Origin of the sequence: Actinoalloteichus caeruleus, from assembly GCF_049311605.1 — a bacterium.
In the GTDB taxonomy this organism is placed as follows: domain Bacteria; phylum Actinomycetota; class Actinomycetes; order Mycobacteriales; family Pseudonocardiaceae; genus Actinoalloteichus_B; species Actinoalloteichus_B caeruleus.
In genome coordinates this window covers 1,168,035-1,186,082 of sequence record NZ_CP186005.1, presented here as the reverse complement: position 1 = coordinate 1,186,082, position 18,048 = coordinate 1,168,035, and the positions used below count along the sequence as shown (strand labels likewise).

The window sequence follows — 18,048 nt, the reverse complement described above, 5'->3', positions numbered from 1 at the left end:
GTGGATGCGTAACACCTTCGTAGACAAGCCCTCGGCCTATTAGTACCGGTCAACTCCACACGTTACCGTGCTTCCATCTCCAGCCTATCAACCCAGTCGTCTACTGGGGGCCTTACCCCAACAAAGTGGGTGGGAGACCTCATCTTGGAACAGGCTTCCCGCTTAGATGCTTTCAGCGGTTATCCCTTCCGAACGTAGCCAACCAGCCATGCACCTGGCGGTACAACTGGCACACCAGAGGTTCGTCCGTCCCGGTCCTCTCGTACTAGGGACAGCCTTCCACAAGTCTCCAACGCGCGCGGCGGATAGGGACCGAACTGTCTCACGACGTTCTAAACCCAGCTCGCGTGCCGCTTTAATGGGCGAACAGCCCAACCCTTGGGACCTACTCCAGCCCCAGGATGCGACGAGCCGACATCGAGGTGCCAAACCATGCCGTCGATATGGACTCTTGGGCAAGATCAGCCTGTTATCCCCGGGGTACCTTTTATCCGTTGAGCGACACCGCTTCCACCAGCCAGTGCCGGATCACTAGTCCCGACTTTCGTCCCTGCTCGACCCGTCAGTCTCACAGTCAAGCTCCCTTGTGCACTTACACTCAACACCTGATTGCCAACCAGGCTGAGGGAACCTTTGGGCGCCTCCGTTACCCTTTGGGAGGCAACCGCCCCAGTTAAACTACCCACCAGGCACTGTCCCTGAACCAGATCATGGTCCGAGGTTAGACACCCAGTACGACCAGAGTGGTATTTCAAGATTGACTCCACGACCACTAGCGTGACCGCTTCCCAGTCTCCCACCTATCCTACACAAGCCGAACCGAGCACCAATACCAAGCTATAGTAAAGGTCCCGGGGTCTTTCCGTCCTGCCGCGCGTAACGAGCATCTTTACTCGTAGTGCAATTTCGCCGGGCCTGTGGTTGAGACAGCGGAGAAGTCGTTACGCCATTCGTGCAGGTCGGAACTTACCCGACAAGGAATTTCGCTACCTTAGGATGGTTATAGTTACCACCGCCGTTTACTGGCGCTTAAGTTCTCAGCTTCGCCCCGAAGGACTAACCGGTCCCCTTAACGTTCCAGCACCGGGCAGGCGTCAGTCCGTATACATCGTCTTACGACTTCGCACGGACCTGTGTTTTTAATAAACAGTCGCTTCTCCCTGGTCTCTGCGGCCACACAACGCTAGCCCGCGAAGGGCTTCACGCCACACGGCCCCCCTTCTCCCGAAGTTACGGGGGCATTTTGCCGAGTTCCTTAACCACAGTTCACCCGATCGCCTTGGTATTCTCTACCTGACCACCTGTGTCGGTTTGGGGTACGGGCCGCGTAGACACTCGCTAGAGGCTTTTCTCGGCAGCATGGGATCACCCTACTTCGCCTCATTCGGCTATGCATCACGTCTCACCATTAACAGAGAAGCGGATTTGCCTACCTCTCCTGGCTACACGCTTACACCAGTACTACCACTCACTGGCGGGGCTACCCTCCTGCGTCACCCCATCACTTGGCTACTACCAGCTCAGATCCCGCGCATGGCCACCACCCCACCCGAAAGCAGGACAGCACCACGGGCGGTTAGTATCACCAGCCTCGCCAGGGACGCATCCACACGGGTACGGGAATATCAACCCGTTGTCCATCGACTACGCCTGTCGGCCTCGCCTTAGGTCCCGACTTACCCTGGGCGGAATAACCTGGCCCAGGAACCCTTGGTCATCCGGCGGCAGAGTTTCTCACTCTGCTTTCGCTACTCATGCCTGCATTCTCACTCCCACACCGTCCACACCCGCTCACGCGACTGCTTCACCCAGTGCAGGACGCTCCCCTACCCATCCACACACCTACACCCACCCCCCAAAAGGGACAGATGGAGCTCTACATGTGAATGACACGGCTTCGGCGGTGCGCTTAAGCCCCGCTACATTATCGGCGCAGGACCACTTGACCAGTGAGCTATTACGCACTCTTTCAAGGATGGCTGCTTCTAAGCCAACCTCCTGGTTGTCTGGGCGACCCCACATCCTTTTCCACTTAGCGCACACTTAGGGGCCTTAGCCGGCGTTCTGGGCTGTTTCCCTCTCGACTACGAAGCTTATCCCCCGCAGTCTCACTGCCGCGCTCTCACACACCCGCATTCGGAGTTTGGCTGACGTCAGTAACCTTGTCGGGCCCATCGGCCATCCAGTGCTCTACCTCGGATGAGAAACACACGACGCTGCACCTAAATGCATTTCGGGGAGAACCAGCTATCACGGAGTTTGATTGGCCTTTCACCCCTACCCACAGCTCATCCCCCAGGTTTTCAACCCTGGTGGGTTCGGGCCTCCACGCGGTCTTACCCGCGCTTCACCCTGGCCATGGGTAGATCACTCCGCTTCGGGTCTAGGACACGCGACTCTGACGCCCTGTTCAGACTCGCTTTCGCTACGGCTACCCCACCCGGGTTAACCTCGCCACGTATCACTAACTCGCAGGCTCATTCTTCAAAAGGCACGCCATCACCCCACAACGGAGGCTCTGACGGATTGTAGGCACATGGTTTCAGGTACTATTTCACTCCCCTCCCGGGGTACTTTTCACCTTTCCCTCACGGTACTAGTCCGCTATCGGTCATCAGGGAGTATTTAGGCTTAGCGGGTGGTCCCGCCAGATTCACAGCAAATTCCACGAGCTCGCTGCTACTTGGGATCCCCTCCAGGAGACACAGTGCTTTCACGTACGGGAGTATCACCCTCTACGCTGACGCTTTCCAGACGTCTTCCGCTAACACCATGTTTTCTGACTCCTCGCCGAGATGGCAGCCTCGACCGGTGGGTCCCACAACCCCGCATACGCAACCCCTGCCAGGTATCACACGTACACGGTTTAGCCTCATCCGCTTTCGCTCGCCACTACTCACGGAATCACGGTTGTTTTCTCTTCCTACGGGTACTGAGATGTTTCACTTCCCCGCGTTCCCTCCACACACCCTATATATTCAGGTGTGGGTGACCAGACATGACTCTGGCCGGGTTTCCCCATTCGGAAATCCTCGGATCACAGCTTGGTTGACAGCTCCCCGAGGCCTATCGCGGCCTCCCACGTCCTTCATCGGCTCCTGATGCCCAGGCATCCACCATGTGCCCTTACTTACTTGACCACAAAGATGCTCGCATCCACTGTGTAATTCTCAAAGAACAACCGGCCACCACCCCCACACTGAGTACCACCAACCCCGCACACCCACCAGGGGCACGCCAGACGGTATGGCACTCGGGGACAGCACCACCAGAAGACCCACGCACCACGCGTGTTCCCTCAGGACCCAACAGTGCACCGACCACACCACCACCCCACCACACAGCAGCTTTCCCCACCCCCACCCGAAAGCAGGAGCCGTACTCACCACCACACAGCAGAACAGCCATGCGGGTAACCAGCAGTCCACAATTCCACTGAGCAGTCACCCCCAGAACACACGCCTGAGACAGTGACCACCCCACCACCGAAGCAGTGGGATACATGCTCCTTAGAAAGGAGGTGATCCAGCCGCACCTTCCGGTACGGCTACCTTGTTACGACTTCGTCCCAATCGCCAGTCCCACCTTCGACCGCTCCCCCCACAAGGGTTGGGCCACGGGCTTCGGGTGTTACCGACTTTCATGACGTGACGGGCGGTGTGTACAAGGCCCGGGAACGTATTCACCGCAGCGTTGCTGATCTGCGATTACTAGCGACTCCGACTTCACGGGGTCGAGTTGCAGACCCCGATCCGAACTGAGACCGGCTTTAAGAGATTCGCTCCACCTTGCGATTTCGCAGCCCTCTGTACCGGCCATTGTAGCATGTGTGAAGCCCTGGACATAAGGGGCATGATGACTTGACCTCATCCCCACCTTCCTCCGAGTTGACCCCGGCAGTCTCCCATGAGTCCCCACCATTACGTGCTGGCAACATGGAACAAGGGTTGCGCTCGTTGCGGGACTTAACCCAACATCTCACGACACGAGCTGACGACAGCCATGCACCACCTGCACACTGACCTTACGGAAACCCCATCTCTGAGGCGATCCAGTGCATGTCAAACCCAGGTAAGGTTCTTCGCGTTGCATCGAATTAATCCACATGCTCCGCCGCTTGTGCGGGCCCCCGTCAATTCCTTTGAGTTTTAGCCTTGCGGCCGTACTCCCCAGGCGGGGCGCTTAATGCGTTAGCTACGGCACGGAGGACGTGGAAATCCCCCACACCTAGCGCCCACCGTTTACGGCGTGGACTACCAGGGTATCTAATCCTGTTCGCTCCCCACGCTTTCGCTCCTCAGCGTCAGTATCGGCCCAGAGACCCGCCTTCGCCACCGGTGTTCCTCCTGATATCTGCGCATTCCACCGCTACACCAGGAATTCCAGTCTCCCCTACCGAACTCAAGTCTGCCCGTATCGACTGCACGCCCACAGTTAAGCTGTAGGTTTTCACAGTCGACGCGACAAACCGCCTACGAGCTCTTTACGCCCAATAATTCCGGACAACGCTCGCACCCTACGTATTACCGCGGCTGCTGGCACGTAGTTAGCCGGTGCTTCTTCTGCGCCTACCGTCACTTTCGCTTCTTCGGCGCTGAAAGAGGTTTACAACCCGAAGGCCGTCATCCCTCACGCGGCGTCGCTGCGTCAGGCTTTCGCCCATTGCGCAATATTCCCCACTGCTGCCTCCCGTAGGAGTCTGGGCCGTATCTCAGTCCCAGTGTGGCCGGTCGCCCTCTCAGGCCGGCTACCCGTCGTCGCCTTGGTAGGCCATTACCCCACCAACAAGCTGATAGGCCGCGGGCCCATCCTGCACCGCCGGAACTTTCCACCCACCCCCATGCGGGGGAAGGTCGTATCCGGTATTAGCCCCGGTTTCCCGAGGTTATCCCAGAGTGCAGGGCAGGTTGCCCACGTGTTACTCACCCGTTCGCCGCTCGTGTACCCCGAAGGGCCTTACCGCTCGACTTGCATGTGTTAAGCACGCCGCCAGCGTTCGTCCTGAGCCAGGATCAAACTCTCCATAAAGGTTTGATTCTGTTACATTCGACGCATGACACTCACACCCACCCCGGAGGGCAGGGAATGCCACCGTCACTCAAAGGAACTCCTCTAACGAGGGTTCATATTTAGCTCTACTGGCTATTATATCGGTACACTGTTGAGTTCTCAAAGAACACACGCCACACCAGAACCCCACACCCACATCGTGGGCCCGTCGTCCTGGGACGCACTCTTCTCGTATCTGAAGCTTGTGTCCGGCAACCCCCACCACCACGTTCCCGTGGTGTCCCATCCGGTGTTTCAGAGGGTTTCCGTTTTTCGCTGGAACCAGCCTAGCATTTCCGTTTCCACCGGGTCAAATCCGGGGTTTCCGTGGAAACCGCCGTTTTCTCAGCGGAACCGGAATCACCGTTGACCACCCTTCCAGGAAGGCCGTCGCTGTTTCCGTCGTGTTGTGTTGTCAACGCTACCAGACCGTGTTTCCGGTGTTTCCCGGGGGGTGTCGGTGTCACCGTGGTGAACCGTGCACCGTTTCCGGTGGACCGGTGTTTCTTTCCGGTCTGGCCGTTCCACCGTATCGGTCGGTGTTTCCTGGTGTCAAATCCGGTGTTCACCGGGTTTGGCCTGGTCACGACCGTTTCCGAATATCGTGGAACTGTGTTGTCAATGTGTGGTTCCGGGCAGCACCGTGTGTGCGGTGTTTTCCGGTTCCGGGTCAACGTAACCGATCTTCGTTCGTTCCGTCAACTCGGCGCTTTCGACCGGTTGGCGGTGAACTCCTGGCTTTGTTGTTGTCAATGTGGAGCCTAGTGGAGCGTACTGGGCTGCTTTTCCCTGTCGCGTTCGGGGGCCGCGTCTTGGCCTCGCCAGATCCGTGTCAGGTCCGAGCTGCTCAGTGGTGTTGCTGTTTTCAACGCCCGGGAACGCTACCAGGCGGAGATCCTCACCCCCGATGGGGGTGGCCCCTCCTCCGAGTACCGCACCCGACGAGTAGCACCGCTCACGCGATGTCCTCGCACTGGACGAGATACGCCAGTCAGGTGGACCACGCATGACGATCCCGTCCCTGTCGAACCTTGGGAGTGGGAGTCGCCAGTCCGTGCTCATCCCACGACTACCGTCGTGGTCCCTGCCTGGCTGCCGCGCAACAATACCGGGTCCGTGATCGCGATGTCAACCCGCTCGGCCCCAGTCGCTCGTCGCCGTCCTCGCCAGGCTCCGAAGTCCTGTTCCGTCCGACGCGTTCGCGGCGTGGGCAAGACTAGCCAGCCAGCCCACTCCCCGTCAAACCGACCGCCGCTCCGACCGCCTCCCGGCCGGTCGGAGCGGGTCCCGGGGCAGCGCGTGCCCCGGGACCCGCTCCCCCTCACACGCCTGGTGCCCGCGTCTCCCGGGGACGCAGCAACAGGCGAACCCGGCCGCCGGCCTCCCGCCCCCAGCGGAGCACCTCCGCCGGTTCCAGCGCCGGGCCACCGTCCAACCGGGCCAGCTCGTACCCCCAGGACCGCATCTCGTCCAGGGCGGCTGCCGGGTCGTCTCCCAGCTCGCTCCCGTCCACGACCGACATCGAGCAGACGACCGAGGGGTGGTCCCGCCGGAGCAACCGCGACAGCCCGCGCAGCGCGCGCCAGGTGCTGCCCGGGGTGTCGACCCGCACCACCGACAACCGGCCGTGTTCGAAGGCCTGGAGACCGACCAACTCCTCGTCGAGCCGCACCCCGCGCACGGTCTCGGGGACTGGCACCGCACCGGGAGCCGTGGTCCCGGTTCCGTCCGGAGTGGACGCGGGGCCTTCGGCGGGGAACCCGTTCTCGTCCCGCTCCGGGTCGCCCGGTGAGGTGGTCGGCACCCCGTCCGCCCCGGAGCGCACGCGCAGCCCCCCGCCCGGGTCGGGCTCGGCGACCAGCCGCGTCGCCTGGTCCCACGCCGCCGCCTCGACGACCGTCAGCCTCCCCGCGTTCTCCGGCACGATGTTCAGCTCCACGTTGTGCCGCAGGAGCGCGCCCGCCTCCGGGCAGGGCTCGACCGCCACCACCCTCCCGTTCGCGCCGAGCCTGCTCAGCACCCTCGTCGTCTGGTACCCGACGTGCGCTCCCACGTCGAGGAACACCCCGTCGGGTTCGAGCAGCCCGTCCAAGGCGGTGGAGACGTCCGGTTCCCACACGCCGTGGCTGGACAGCCACGGCAGCATCACGCCGTCGTGGGCGGGCAACCGGAACAGCCCGGCGTCGCAGAGCACCATCGAGGTGGCGCCCTCGACGGGTGCGGGGTGTTGCCGCTGGTGCTCGCGCACCACCACGCGCCGCAACGCGTCCGAGGTGCGCACGGCGTGGTCGACGTGGCGCATCCGGGACTCGAGGCGACCGTCCCGGTCCCGCATGGCCTCGGTCAACCGCGCCTCGACGGCGTCGATCCGGTCCAAGGTCCGGTCGAGGACCCCGGCCAGCCCGTCGAGGCGTTCGGCGAGCAGCTCCACCTGGCGATCGCGGCGCTCCGAGTCGGTGGTCACCGCCTCCTCCACGACACGCAGCCGCTGCTGCTGGGCGGCGAGGTCGGCCCGCGCGCGCACCACCGCGTCGTCGGCGCCGACGAGGTGCTCCGCGAGGTCGCCCTGCCGGCCGACGACGGTGGCGAGCTCGGCGCGCAACGCCTCGACGTCGACGGCGTTGGTGTCCCGGTCGGCGTCGTCCTGCCGGGCGACGAGGTCGCGGGCCGTTCGCTCCACCCCGTCCACCAGCGCCGTGAGCAACTCCCGCATGTGGGTGTCGTAGTGGTGGAGCACCCGGAGGACCGCCTTGCGGAGGGCCGGGGCGATCGGGACCTTGCTCGTGGTCCCCCCGACGTCGACGGGACGCAGCAGCGCGTGGCGCGCGACCACCAGCGCCCGCAGCGGGTCCTCCGCCACGACCGGCGCCTGTGCCCGGCCCGCCCGCCACGCCCGGTAGGTCTGCTCGACCATTCCCCGCACGGCCTCCCCCGTCGGGTGAGCCCCGTACCGGGCGGTGACGTCGGAGCGCCCAGCCTGGCCCAGTTCCACCCGGACCTCGGGGCTGTCCGCGAGGTGCCGGAGCAGGTCGGCGGCCGACCGGCCGTCCGGCTCGGCCCCGCCGTCCAGGCAGGGCACGAACGCCGCGCTCCGCCGGCCCAGCTGCTCGGTGGTCGCGCCCTGGTCGGTGCAGACCACGGGCACTCCTCGGGCCGCGACCCCCAGGAGCCAGGCGGCGACCGCGTCGCCAGCCCCGTCGCCACCGCCCCGGTGCAGGGAGACGACGCAGTCGGCGATGTCGACGAGGTCGTCCGCGGTCAGGTCCGCCGCCGCGAAGAGGAGGACCCTGGGATCGTTGGCGGTGGCCAGCCGGAGCCGTTCGGCGGACTCGGGGAAGTCGGCCGCGCCGGACACCCGGAGCACCAGACGGACGTCCCTGCGGTCCGGGAAGGCCGCGAGGAAGGCCGCGACCACGCCGAGCGGGTTGGTCCGCCGTTCGTCGGCGTGGTCGGCCGACGAGCAGAACACGGTCCCCTCGGGGATGCCCCACCGTGCCCGGGCCGCGGCGCGGGCCGTCTCGTCGATCTCCCCCCGGTCGGCGACGGGGAGCACGACCGTGCGGACGGGCCGGTTCGTCCCCCGGGCGGCCAGCCGGCGGGAGGCTTCGGAGAGCACCCACAGCTCGGACACCCCAGGGGCGAAGGGCGCCCCGTCCGCACTGATCCGGATGACCGAACGGTCCGAGGGGACCGGGGCGTCCGGCCCGCAGGCCAGCACCACCGGGTACAGGGGTTCGTCGGCGGTCGGCAGGCCGGAGTGCTCGACCGCCAGCCGCACGCGGTCGGCGAGTTCCCCCGCACCGAGGACGCACACCCCGAGCTGGTCGAGCAGCGTCGGACTGGCGCCGGCCCCCGACGCGGGCAACACCTCGGGGTGGATCCGCCCGGCCGCGACTCCCGGCCCGGCGCACCAGTCCCGGTAGGCGGCGCGGTCCGTTCCGCAGGGGTCGGGGAAGTCAACCTGGAGTCGGCGGTCGGCGAGCCAGACCGCCCAGGTCCACCGGCTGACGCCCGAGGTGTCGCGGCGTCCCGTCCGGTCGTCCGGCTCGGGGGGCTGGGCGGCCCACCGCAGGAACGCGGTGGCAGCGGCCACTCCGCCGCTGGGAGCGCCGAACGCGGGTGGTGGGGCCTCACCGCCGGTGGCCAGTGCCCGTCGCCAGCACTCGTGGAACTGCTGTCGCAGGTGTGGCGGGATCTCCAGCCCGCTGCCGTCCGGCACCTCCCGGAACCCGAGGTGCGCCTCGGCGGGATCGGCCGCGCGCACCAGGCGAGCGCGGTAGGTGGCGCACAGCGCCGCGAGTTCCGGGTGTTCGGAGAGGAGGACCCGGGGCCGGTCGCCGAAGACCGTGGACAGCAGCCAGGGGCGGTGCGGGTCGAACCCTCCGAAGTGGATGGTCCGCAGTGGTCGCCCGTCCACCGTCACCCGGCCGTCGATGTCCCGTCCCAGCGGTCGACGGTCCGCGTTCCACACCGACAACCCGATGCCCCGGTCGCGCAGTACCCGGTGTTCGACGAGTCCGGGTGCCGCGTCGAGGGCGCTGGACGCGCCCGGCACCGCCCGAAGCTGCGCGGCCCAGTCGGTCAGGAACCGTTCGGCGCCGGGACCGACGGCCACGAGCCCCGGGTCGAAGGTGCCCGCGGAGGCGAACTCAGCCGGGGTGGGACGGAGTCCGTCCGAGGGCACTGGGTCCAGGGTCCTGGGCACCAGCACCACCGGGCGCTCCGCGACCGCCTCGGCCACCGCGTCGAGCACCGGGCCCACGACCAGCACCCAGGGGTCGAGGCACAGCACCGGTTCGCCGCCGCGCACCAGGTGGGCGAGCAGGCGGGGCCGGAGCACGGCTCGCAGCTGCTCGGGATCGCAGGACGTGGCGAGGCGGTGGAACTCCTCCACGCCGAGTCCGATGTCGGTGGGGGTGAGCACGGGGTCGTCGCCGGTCTCCGGTGGGGCCGTGGAGATCGTGAGGGTGACGAACCGGGCCTCTGGGTGGTGGTCCCGAAGGGAGTCCCGGAGCACGCTGGCCGCCGCCCGCTCACCGGGGAGCGCGACCGTGCACACGGTGACGGGACGTCGTGGCGTGTCCCGGGGGCGGTCCGCGGGTTGCTCGGCCAGTTCGAGGCTGTCCTCCGTGGAGTCGTCCTGGGAGTCGTCCAGGGAGTCGACGTCCGCCGGCGGCCACCGGCGCAGCATCTCGGTGCGGGGTTCCGGTTCGGAGCTCACCTGCTCCGGCTCGGGCGGCCGGGTGTCCTCGGTGGGCACCGGTCCGGCCGCTGCGCCGGCCGAGGGCTGGGCGGGCTGGGCGTCCCGCACCTGCCCGTTGCCCGTCGTCCCCTCCCGGGGCGCGGGGGGTGGGGCCGGCTCGGCCTGGTGCGGCGCGGTGGCGCTCGGTCGCGGTGCCGCCGGGGGCGGCGGGGTGGGCGGCACCGCCCCGGTGTGCGGTGGGGTGGCGGGTGCCGCCGTCGCGTTCGTCGGAGCTGCCGGTGGAGCCGCCGGCGGCGCGTTCGTCGGAGCGGCGACGTCCGTCGTCGTCGCGGGTGGCGCGGCCGACGCTGCCGGTGGCGGTCCAGGCACTGCCGGTGGCGCGGCGGGGCGCGCAGTGGGCTGGGCGCCCGGGGTGGCCGGCGTGGCGCCGCCGGGACCAGGGCGCGGTTCGGTGTTCCTCGGCGCGGGAGGGGCGTGTTCCTCCCTGGACGGTGGGGGGACCACCGGCGTCGGGGGGAAGGCGGGCAACGGCTCGGTGGGAGCCGTTCCGGTCGCCAGCGGTGGCTCCGGGCGCCGCGCACCCCGTTTGGGCAGCGGCGAGGTGACGGCGTCGGGCGGCGGTTCCACGGGGGTGGGCGGCCGGGACGGCGGACCGGCCGGGGCTGGCCCCGGTGGCCGACCCGCCGCGCGGGCCGGTGGGGCCTGCTGGGGCGCGGGACCGGGTGGGGCGGGCAGCCCGGGCCCCGGAACGGTGCCGGGCGGCGGGGGCATGGGCGGTCCGTCGACGGGCATCGCCGGGGTGAACAGCGAGGACGTCCGCTGCTCCTGCCTGGGATCACCGCCCTGCTGGTCGGCGGGTGGGCGCGGTGGCAGGGTTCGTCGCAACGCGCCGAAGGCGTTGGGCGGTGTCCCTGCCGGCCCCCGGTGCGCTCGGTCGGCTGCGGGTTCCCCGTTCGGAGCGGTCGAGTGGTCGAACCAGGCCGCCGACTCGTCGTCCGTGGTCGGCTGGTCGGCGGGCACGGGTGACGCCGAGGGCGACGCCCCGGCGGGATTCTTGCCGTTGGCAGGGAGCTCGCTCACGGCGCCGAATCTATCGTCCGCGCGGGACCGTTGGTCGTGCTGAGCCGGTTTCCCCTGGTCCGCCCCTCACAGCACCGGCAACAACGTCCTCAGCTCGTAGGGGGTGACGTGGCTGCGGTAGGCGTCCCACTCGGCGCGCTTGTTCCGGAGGAAGAAGTCGAACACGTGCTCGCCGAGCGTCTCCGCGAGGAGTTCGGAGGACTCCAGCTCGCCCAGGGCCTCGTTCAGGTTCTGCGGCAGGCTGGCGTAACCGGCCGCCCGGCGCTCCGACTCCGTCAACGACCACACGTCGTCCTCGGTGGCCGGTGGGAGCTCGTAACCCTCCTGGATGCCCTTGAGCCCGGCGGCGAGCGTCACCGCGTAGGCGAGGTACGGGTTGCACGCCGAGTCGAGGCTGCGGATCTCCACCCGCCGGGACGAGGCCTTCCCCGGGGAGTACATGGGGACGCGGACCAGCGCGGAGCGGTTCGCGTGCCCCCAGCAGACGGCGGTCGGGGCCTCTCCCCCGGCGACGAGCCGCTTGTAGGAGTTCACCCACTGGTTGGTGACGGCGGTGATCTCCCTCGCGTGGCGGAGCAGCCCGGCGACGAACGCCTTGCCGGTGCCCGACAGTTCGTAGGGGTCCTCGCTGTCGTAGAAGGCGTTCCGGTCACCCTCGAACAGGCTCATGTGGGTGTGCATCCCCGAGCCCGGGTGCGCGGTGAACGGTTTGGGCATGAAGGAGGCGCGGACCTGCTGTTTGATCGCGACCTCCTTCACCACGTAGCGGAAGGTCATCACGTTGTCGGCCATGGTGAGCGCGTCGGCGTAGCGCAGGTCGATCTCCTGCTGGCCGGGTGCCGCCTCGTGGTGGCTGAACTCGACGGAGATGCCCATGTCCTCCAAGGCCTCGATGGCGTGACGCCGGAAGTGGGGGGCCGCGTTGTGGCTCGCCTGGTCGAAGTAGCCGCCCGAGTCGGCGGGGACGGGCTCGTTGCCGTCGTCGGGCAGGTCCTTGAGCAGGTAGAACTCGATCTCGGGGTGGACGTAGCAGGTGAAGCCGGACTCGGTGGCCCGGGACAGCGTCCGGCGCAGGACGTGCCGGGGGTCGGCCCAGCAGGGGGAGCCGTCCGGCATCGTGATGTCGCAGAACATCCGCGCCGAGTAGTGCTGGCCGTCGGCCGTCTCCCAGGGCAACACCTGGAAGGTCGAGGGGTCCGGCCTGGCGACCATGTCGGACTCGTACACCCGGGCGAAGCCCTCGATGGCCGATCCGTCGAAGCCGATGCCCTCGGCGAAGGCTCCCTCGAGCTCGGCCGGCGCGATCGCGACGGACTTGAGGAAGCCCAGCACGTCGGTGAACCAGAGCCGCACGAAGCGGATGTCGCGCTCCTCGAGCGTCCGCAGCACGAAGTCCTGCTGGCGATCCATGGGGGCAGCCTAGGCAATGGCGGTTACCCGGGTGTTGCGCCCCGCCGAGTCCGGCGGGGCGGCACCCGGGTCAGCAGGTGACGTCCTCGGCGGGCGCGTCGAGGTCGACCAGGTAGTCGGTGGCGATCTCGTCGACGCAGTCCGACCCCTGGAGGACGACGCCGTGCTGGTTGCCCTCGTAGGTGAGCAGTCGTCCGCCCAGGGCGTCGGCGAGTTCGACCCCGGCCTCGTAGGGGGTCGCCGGGTCACCGGTGACCGAGACGACGAGCGTGGTCGGGAGCCGCTCGGCGTCCGGGGCGGGCGGGGCCTCGTTCGGGGGCACCGGCCAGAACGCGCAGGCGTCCCGCAGCGGGCCCGGCTCGCCACCGTCGTCGAGGAACGGGGCCGCCTCCCGAGCGCGCCGGTCGAGTTCGGTGAGGACCTCGTCGTCGGTGATCGGCGGGTCGTCCACGCACCGCACGGCGGTGAACCCGTCCATCATGGTGCTGTAGGAGCCGTCCGTCGGCGATCGCCCGTTGTAGACGTCGGCGAGCAGCAGCAGGGTGCTGCCGTCACCGACGGAGAGCTGCATCAGCCCCTGGTTCAGCACCGGCCAGAAGTCCTGGGCGTACAGGCTCTGGATGGTGCCGGTGATCGCGTCGGGGTAGGACAGCAGCCGCTCGCCGGCGGCCGCGGGTTGGTCGGCGAGCGGGTCCACCAGCTCCCGGAACACCTCGACCGCCTGGTCGGGGTCGGAACCGAGCACGCACGGGCTCTGCTCGGCGCACCAGTCGGCGAAGGCCTCGAAGGCCTGTTGGAAGCCGGCCTGCTGGTCCACGCGCTGTTCGACCGGGTCCGCGTCGGGGTCGAGGGCGCCGTCGAGGACCAGGGCGCGCACGTTGTCCGGGAAGAGGGCGGCGTAGGTGCTGCCCAACCGGGTCCCGTAGGAGTAGCCGAGGTAGGTCAGCCCCTCGTCTCCGAGGGCGGAGCGCAGGACGTCCAGGTCGCGGGCGACCGTGGTGGTTCCGAGGGAGGCGAGGAACTCGGCGCCGTTGCGCTGTTCGCAGGCCTCGGCGTAGGCGCGTTGGTCGGCGTCGTTGCGGGCGACGGCCTCCGGGGAGGCGTCGGCCACCTGGTCGACCCGGTAGGCGTCCCGTTCCTCGGTGGTCCAGCACCGGAGGGCGGGTTCGCTGGTGCCGAGGCCTCGCGGGTCGAACCCGACGAGGTCGAAGCGGCGTCCGAGTTCGGTGTCCGCGACCTCGGGGGCCAGTGCGGCCGCCGTCGGGACCCCGCCCGCGCCGGGGCCGCCGGGGTTGACCAGGAGCGACCCGATGCGGGTGCCGGGGTCCTCGGCCGGCCGCCGCAGCACCCCGAGGCGGATCTCCTCGCCCTCGGGGTCGTCGTAGTCCAACGGCACCCGCAGGTGGGCGCACTCGAGACCGTCCGCGCCGACGGCGGTCTCCTCCTCCGGGCTGGTGGCGAAGTCCTCGCAGCCCCGCCACTCGACCGGCTGGCCGTAGTAGTCCTCGAGGCCGTCGGGCACCGCTCCCGCCGGGCCCGGCTGCGCGGCCGAGGGCTCCGGCGTCTGGTCGTCTGTCGGCTGGCTGGTGCACGCGACGCACACCGCCGCCAGGGCTATCGCGCCCCATGTCCGGATCTTCCCCACCCGGCTCATCCTGCCAGGGTGGCACGCACGTCCACTGGCGCGGCGAAAGGTCCACTGGCCCCCGATGTGACGACGACGGACCGTGGGACCGTCGAACGGACGAGCCGGCCATGAGGTGGGCCACTCCTCGCCGCCCGGTAGGCCGGCCGTCCCCCGACTGGCGGAAGATGAACGCATGGCGCAGCTCCGGATAGCCCTGGCTCAGGTGAACGCTCAGGTCGGCGACGTGACGGGTAACGCGGGATTGGTCCTCGACTGGTCCCGCCGGGCGGTGGCGGCCGGCGCCCACCTCGTGGCCTTCCCGGAGATGGTCCTCACCGGGTACCCGGTGGAGGACCTGGCGTTGCGGTCCTCCTTCGCCGCCCGCTCCCGGGGCGAGCTGGACCGGCTGGCCGTCCGGCTGCGGGAGGCCGGCTGCGGCGAGGCCCTGGTGGTCGTCGGCTACCTGGACCGCGACGAGGAGGGGCCGAGGAACGCGGCGGCACTACTGCACGGTGGTGAGGTCGTGGCCCGCTACGCGAAGCACCACCTGCCCAACTACGGCGTGTTCGACGAGTTCCGGTACTTCCGCCCAGGCCGCCGACTGCCGGTGGTGCGCTTCCACGGGGTCGACCTCGGCGTCGTGATCTGCGAGGACATCTGGCAGCGCCCCGGACCGGCCGACGCCCTGGCGGCCGAGGGCGCGGACCTGGTTGTCTGCGTCAACGGCTCGCCCTACGAACGCGCCAAGGGGGACGCGCGGGGGGACCTGGTCTCGGGCTACGCGAGCAGGACCGGCGTCCCGATGGCCTACGTCAACCTCGTGGGCGGTCAGGACGAACTGGTCTTCGACGGTGACTCCCTGGTGTGCGGTGGGGACGGCGCCGTGCTCGCCCGGTCCCCCCGCTTCGAGGAGGACCTGCTGGTGGTGGACCTCGACCTGGCCAGCAACCCCGGAGGGGGGCCGGACGGGGAGGGCTTCGAGGTCGTTCGCCGGGTGATCGGCGACGACCCGCTCCCCCCGTACCCGGCGGCGGCCGCCCCCACCCCCGCGGCGCCCCTCTCGGAGTCCGCCGAGGTGTGGGGCGCGCTGGTGACGGGCCTGCGGGACTACGTGGAGAAGAACGGGTTCCGCACCGTCCTGATGGGGCTCTCCGGCGGGATCGACTCCGCGGTGTGCGCGGCGCTGGCGGTCGACGCGCTCGGCGCCGACCGCGTGCACGGCGTCTCCATGCCCTCCAGGTACTCCTCCGGCCACTCGAGGGACGATGCCGCCGACCTGGCTGAGCGCACCGGCCTGCACTACTCGTCGCAGCCCATCGTCGACAGCGTCGCCGTCTTCGTCGACCAGCTCGGCCTGACCGGGCTCGCCGAGGAGAACGTGCAGGCCCGCTGCCGAGGGGTCACGCTGATGGGGCTGTCCAACCAGGACGGCCACCTTGTGCTCGCGACGGGCAACAAGTCCGAGCTGGCGGTCGGCTTCTCGACCATCTACGGGGACGCGGTCGGCGGCTTCGCCCCGATCAAGGACGTCCCCAAGACGATGGTGCGGCGGCTGGCGCTGTGGCGGAACGAGGAGGCGGAGCGCCGGGGGGAGACCCCGCCGATCCCGCCGAACTCGATCAGCAAGCCGCCGTCGGCGGAGTTGCGCCCCGGCCAGGTCGACACCGACTCGCTGCCCGACTACGAGCTGCTGGACGCGGTCCTGGAGGGCTACATCGAGGGCGATCGGGGGCTGGCCGAGCTGGTGGCCGACGGGTTCGACGCCGAGCTCGTGGAGCGGGTGGTCCGGTTGGTGGACCGGGCGGAGTACAAGCGGCGCCAGTACCCGCCGGGGACGAAGACGACCTTCCGGGCCTTCGGTCGGGACCGGCGGCTACCGATCACCAGCGGCTGGCGGGAGCCGCTGCCGAACGGGTCCTGACCCGGATCGGCCCCCCGCACGGGTGGTGGGTGGGGAGGGCGGGCGGCTGCCCGGTGGCCGCCAGTCACTCCCCGACCGTGCCGTCCAGGGCCTCGCGGAGCAGGTCGGCGTGGCCGTTGTGCCGGGCGTACTCCTCCACCACGTGGACCAGGATCCAGCGCAACGAGACCTGGCGGCCGTCCCCGGGCGGGCACTGGCGGAGCGCGTCGAGATCGGTCGCCTCGACCAGGGACCTGGCGTGGTCGACCTCCTCCCGCCAGGCGGCCCACGCGCGCTCCACCTCGGCCTCGGTGACGTTCTCCGGGGTGATGTCGAGGAAGTCCCCGTCGCGGTTGGCGGTGGAATAGAAGCGCGCGGGCAGGTCCTGCTGGCCGAGGACGCGGCGGAACCAGTACCGCTCGACGTCGGCGAGGTGGCGGACCAGGCCCAGCAGGGACAGCACCGAGGGCGGGGCCGAGCGGGTGGCCAGCCGATCCGGGCTCAGCCCGTCGCACTTGAGCCGCAGGGTCGCCCGGTGGAAGTCGAGGAACTGCGTCAACAGCTCCCGGTCGGTACCCGATTCGGCGGGGTCCTGCCGGTCGAGGGTCACGTGTCCTCCTCTGACGTGCGCGGAGGGGCCCGCCCCGCCGCCGGGGACACGAGGCTAGTCGCACGGACCGTCCCCGGACGAGGCTTTTTCCCCTCCCCTTCCTGCCCGGGTCGACCCGTGCTGTGAGGTCCCTCGCAACCCGGGCGTAGGGGGCGCGCGCCCGTGCCACCCTTCGGGGGAACCACTTCGCGACGACCCAGGGACCCGTGGTGGCCTTGAGGGAGGACGGTCGACGATGACTGCTGTTCGTGATTCGGCGGAGCGGGAGCAGCCCGCTCCGTACGGGACGGGCGCCGGCGCCAGGAGCAGGCCCCACCGCCGGGTGCGCATCCACCACCTGCGGGAGATGAAGGAGCGCGGCGAGACCTGGCCGATGCTCACCTCCTACGACATGTACACCGCCCGGATCTTCGACGAGGCGGGTATCCCGGTGCTGTTGGTGGGTGACTCCGCGGCCAACAACGTGTACGGGTACGAGAGCTCCCTCCCGGTGAGCATGGAGGAGATGCTGCCCCTGGTCCGGGCCGTCACCCGCTCGGTGAGCAGGAGCCTGGTGGTGGCGGACCTGCCGTTCGGGACCTACCAGGCCTCGCCGGAGCAGGCGATGTCCAACGCGACCCGTCTGATGAAGGAGGGCCTCGCCCACGCCGTCAAGCTGGAGGGCGGTCGGCCGTTCGTCCGCCAGGTCGAGGCGCTCGTGGCGGCCGGCATCCCGGTGATGGGACACCTGGGCTTCACGCCGCAGAGCGAGCACGGCCTGGGCGGCTACCGGGTGCAGGGCAGGGGCGACGGCGCGGAGGAGCTGCTGGCCGACGCGCTGGCCCTCCAGGAGGCCGGGGCTTTCGCGGTCGTCCTCGAGATGGTGCCGGCCGACGTCGCGCAGCGGATCACCAAGGAGCTGGCCGTGCCCACCGTCGGCATCGGCGCCGGACCGCACTGCGACGGCCAGGTGCTGGTGTGGCAGGACATGGCCGGCCTCAACCAGGGCCGGAAACCCCGTTTCGTGAAGCGGTACGCGGACGTGGCCGGGGTGCTGGGTGGCGCGGCGGCCGAGTTCGCCGAGGAGGTGCGCTCGGGGCGGTTCCCGGCGGAGGAGCACTCCTTCTGACGTCACGTCCCGGTCCTCGGGCCTGGCCCCCGTCCGGGCCCGGGGACGGCACCGCCGTCCC

The 18,048-nt window shown here is 68.8% G+C and carries 6 protein-coding genes and 2 rRNA genes; 2 read left to right on the top strand and 6 right to left on the bottom strand.

What is annotated here, in order from left to right:
• Window positions 1-19 precede the first annotated feature (19 nt).
• The 5 genes from ACOJVX_RS05305 to ACOJVX_RS05285 form a co-directional block, all read right to left on the bottom strand.
• A 23S ribosomal RNA gene (locus tag ACOJVX_RS05305) occupies window positions 20-3,140 on the bottom strand.
• Window positions 3,141-3,513: 373 nt separating this feature from the next.
• Window positions 3,514-5,028, bottom strand: a 16S ribosomal RNA gene (locus ACOJVX_RS05300).
• The 16S and 23S rRNA genes sit together here, the layout of an rRNA operon.
• Before the next feature lie 1,342 nt (window positions 5,029-6,370).
• Window positions 6,371-11,332: an FkbM family methyltransferase gene (locus ACOJVX_RS05295; protein WP_422647300.1), complete on the bottom strand. Its 4,962-nt coding sequence runs from the start codon at window positions 11,330-11,332 to the stop codon at window positions 6,371-6,373.
• Between the two features lie 66 nt (window positions 11,333-11,398).
• Entirely contained in the window at window positions 11,399-12,742 is a 1,344-nt protein-coding gene (locus tag ACOJVX_RS05290; protein WP_026417037.1) for a glutamine synthetase family protein, read from the bottom strand.
• A gap of 70 nt (window positions 12,743-12,812) precedes the next feature.
• Entirely contained in the window at window positions 12,813-14,396 is a 1,584-nt protein-coding gene (locus ACOJVX_RS05285) for an alpha/beta hydrolase (RefSeq protein WP_418154200.1), read from the bottom strand.
• 166 nt (window positions 14,397-14,562) lie between these two features.
• Here ACOJVX_RS05285 and ACOJVX_RS05280 point away from each other — a divergent pair, with 166 nt between their 5' ends.
• Window positions 14,563-16,290: an NAD+ synthase gene (locus ACOJVX_RS05280; RefSeq protein ID WP_418154201.1), complete on the top strand. Its 1,728-nt coding sequence runs from the start codon at window positions 14,563-14,565 to the stop codon at window positions 16,288-16,290.
• 64 nt (window positions 16,291-16,354) lie between these two features.
• On the opposite strand, the gene ACOJVX_RS05275 is transcribed toward ACOJVX_RS05280, so the two are convergent.
• Window positions 16,355-16,879, bottom strand: coding sequence for a DinB family protein (locus ACOJVX_RS05275; protein ID WP_422647299.1), 525 nt, complete (start codon window positions 16,877-16,879; stop codon window positions 16,355-16,357).
• A gap of 235 nt (window positions 16,880-17,114) precedes the next feature.
• Here ACOJVX_RS05275 and panB point away from each other — a divergent pair, with 235 nt between their 5' ends.
• The gene (panB, locus tag ACOJVX_RS05270) at window positions 17,115-17,987 is read left to right on the top strand and encodes a 3-methyl-2-oxobutanoate hydroxymethyltransferase (protein WP_026417041.1); all 873 of its coding nucleotides are present in this window, start codon (window positions 17,115-17,117) and stop codon (window positions 17,985-17,987) included.
• Window positions 17,988-18,048 lie beyond the last annotated feature (61 nt).

Excerpts from the sequence above, each read along its gene's own strand:
- ACOJVX_RS05280 (WP_418154201.1), top strand. The coding sequence starts at position 14,563 with ATGGCGCAGCTCCGGATAGCCCTGGCTCAGGTGAACGCTCAGGTCGGC.
- ACOJVX_RS05290 (WP_026417037.1), bottom strand. The coding sequence starts at position 12,742 with ATGGATCGCCAGCAGGACTTCGTGCTGCGGACGCTCGAGGAGCGCGAC.
- panB (WP_026417041.1), top strand. The coding sequence starts at position 17,115 with ATGACTGCTGTTCGTGATTCGGCGGAGCGGGAGCAGCCCGCTCCGTAC.
- ACOJVX_RS05285 (WP_418154200.1), bottom strand. The coding sequence starts at position 14,396 with ATGAGCCGGGTGGGGAAGATCCGGACATGGGGCGCGATAGCCCTGGCG.